Source organism: Ileibacterium valens (genome assembly GCF_001945525.1).
Lineage (GTDB): Bacteria > Bacillota_I > Bacilli_A > Erysipelotrichales > Erysipelotrichaceae > Ileibacterium > Ileibacterium valens.
In genome coordinates, this window is the sequence record NZ_MPJW01000282.1 from 1 (window position 1) to 2789 (window position 2789).

A 2789-nucleotide genomic window follows, 5' to 3' on the forward strand; every position below is an offset into this window, starting at 1 on the left:
GCCAGACCGTCCAGGTAAGAATAGAAGATTTGGCGATACTGTTTAGGGGATTTCGAATGGGTCAAAATAACCACCTCCGAAATCCTTCGGATTATGGATTAGTTCCGAGCTTCGGTCTGTCAAGTGCCATATTCGGATAATTTATAAACTTTTGGAGCAACTCCACTGCTTGTGTTAAAAATCAAAAAAACGAGGAGCGAATTCCGCATGGAAGACACTCCTTAACTTAACGACATTGAAAAAATATGAATTTCGAAAATTATTCGATCAACTCTCCGGTAATCGGATCGAAACGTCCATCATCCCAGGAATCTGATTCAGAATCCAATTCCTTATGAAAATTCTGGCCTTCTTCATCTAAAACATCTGACTCGATGGCCTCGTCAGCATCATTCATCAGATTATCTGAGGTATTGTCATTGATACTGGAAAGTTCATTTCCATCTTCAGACACTTTGTTTTCTTCATTTGCTTTCTGAATGTTGATCTTGCTTTCGTCCGTTTTATTCAGCTTTTTTGAATCCTTGCCATCTTTTTCATGCAGCCTTTGATATAACAAAGCTGCGGTGGCCTTAGGTAAAAGTGATTCGAAGTCTTCGACAGTCGCTTCCTTCATCTTCTTCATAGAAGGATATTGTGACCGAATTTTCTTCTTTCGTCCTGGTCCGATTCCTGGAATATCATCGAGAACTGACTTAGTCATTCCTCTCGACCGCAGCTGTTTATGATAAGTAATCGCAAAGCGATGGACTTCATCCTGCATTCTTGTGAGTAAAAAGAACAATGGATCTTCCTTATCAAGCGGCTCTTCAACTCCATTTTCCAAAAGCAAACCACGGGTATTATGCTTATCATCCTTCACCAGACCAGCCAGAGTTACGTTTAAATCCAGATCATTCAGAATTTGTCTGGCAGCATGAATCTGTTGAATTCCCCCATCGACTAAAAGCAGATCCGGCATGGGTTTATCTTCTTTGAGCAGTCTGAAATAGCGTCGATAAACGACTTCCTTCATGCTTTCAGTATCGCCTTTATATTCTCCAAGCTGATATTTTCTGTACTGTCGTTTATCCGGCTTGCCATTTTTAAAGACAACCAATCCACTGACATTGTAGGCTCCGGAAATATGAGAGTTATCGAAGAGCTCAACAGTATGGATTTGTTTTCCAAAAATCCGGCCAAGATGCATAGTAGCCATTTCAAGTTCACGATCCTTTTTATAGACCAGCTTGAACTTCTGTTCATGGGCTTCTCTGGCGTTTTTAGTAACCAGGTCCGTCAGCTTCTTCTTTTCGCCACGCTTGGCAATCTGCACTTTAACATTTAATGCGTCCTGCAGAATTTCGGCATTGGTTCCTTCGGGCACATAGATGACTGACGGAACCATATTGGTCTGATAAAACTGCAGAATATAGGAGATAAAAGCTTCCTGAGCGTCTTCATAGATTGGGGTGATTGACATATTTCTTTCAAGCAGTTTTCCTTCGCGAATAAAGAAACCCTGAAATGAAATATAGCCGTTGGCTTCATACCAGCCAAATACGTCGAAATTTTCCTTGCTCGAAAAATCGATGGTCTGTTTTTCGATAATATAGTTGATCGATTTAATTTCATCTCGAAGCTCACCTGCTTTTTCAAAATTGAGAGCTTCGCTGGCTGCCATCATCTGTTCCTGCAATTCATCAAGAATTTCTTTGGTATTTCCTTTCAGAAAACGGGTGATCTTATTTCGAAGTTTCGCGGTTTCTTCAGGATCAACCTCTTTAACACAATAGCCCTGACATTGATGCATATGGTAATAAAGACACGCCTGTTTAGGCATGGATCTGCACTTACGGATTGGAAAAAGACGGTTGATCAGCTTCACCATATCGTAGGCATAAGTACTGACAGGATAAGGTCCATAATAATCATTTTTACGGTTAGTTACCTTACGGGCAATTCGAACCTGAAAGACCGGTTCTTTGGTGACTTCGATGTAGGGATACATCTTGTCATCCATAAACATGATGTTAAAAGGCGGACGATGTTTCTTGATCAGATTGATTTCAAGAAGAAGCGCTTCTTTTTCCGTCGATGTCTTGATGAACTCAAAATCCTGAATGTTGGAAACCAGTTTGGTTGTCTTATTATCATGAACACCATGAAAATAGGACCGGACGCGGTTTTTAAGAACCTTGGCTTTTCCAACATATAAAATTTCCTGGTTTTCATCCTTCATGATGTAACAGCCAGGCGAATCCGGAAGCAGTTCAAGCTTCTGAGCAATATGATCAGTTAATGGCATATAATTCCCCCTTTCATTTAATAGCCGATATGTATTCATCAGAATGAACGCTATATCAGGCTGATTATCTGAAATCAAACGAAATATAAAACATGAAATATTCAGATCATTTAATTGAATGTATTCTATTCAGCCTTTGTAAAAGGACTTTCAAAACAATGCGGTAAGTTATTTAAAATCCCTCAGCTGCCTTCGCATCCATCTTATTATATGAATTGATAGATTACTGAAATTAAGTTTAATTTCGAAAAAAGGGGCTGTTAAATTTCTGACAGTCCAAAAATAAAAAGAGGCACCTGATCCGTAATGGATGAGGTGCCTTTTTTGGTAAAATATGTTCATGATCAATAAACAAAATTACCAAACACACTATAACTCGATTCAGGGCCGTTTGCCACTGCTCCATTCTCTCTTCCCTCATATTGAGATGGATTCTGTCTTCACTACTGTCAGTTCCTTTGTCGATGATTATCTCGACCTTGCCCTTTATCCTTCTTTTGCC

Annotated in this window: 1 protein-coding gene; it reads right to left on the minus strand. The window is 39.6% G+C overall.

The annotated features are described in order from the left end of the window. Nucleotides 1-259 precede the first annotated feature (259 nt). A complete protein-coding gene (uvrC, locus tag BO222_RS12825) occupies nucleotides 260-2287 on the minus strand; it encodes an excinuclease ABC subunit UvrC (RefSeq protein WP_075821114.1) in 2028 nt (675 codons plus the stop codon). Nucleotides 2288-2789: the final 502 nt, after the last annotated feature.

Coding starts and splice junctions, on each gene's coding strand:
- uvrC (WP_075821114.1), bottom strand. CDS start 2,287: ATGCCATTAACTGATCATATTGCTCAGAAGCTTGAACTGCTTCCGGAT.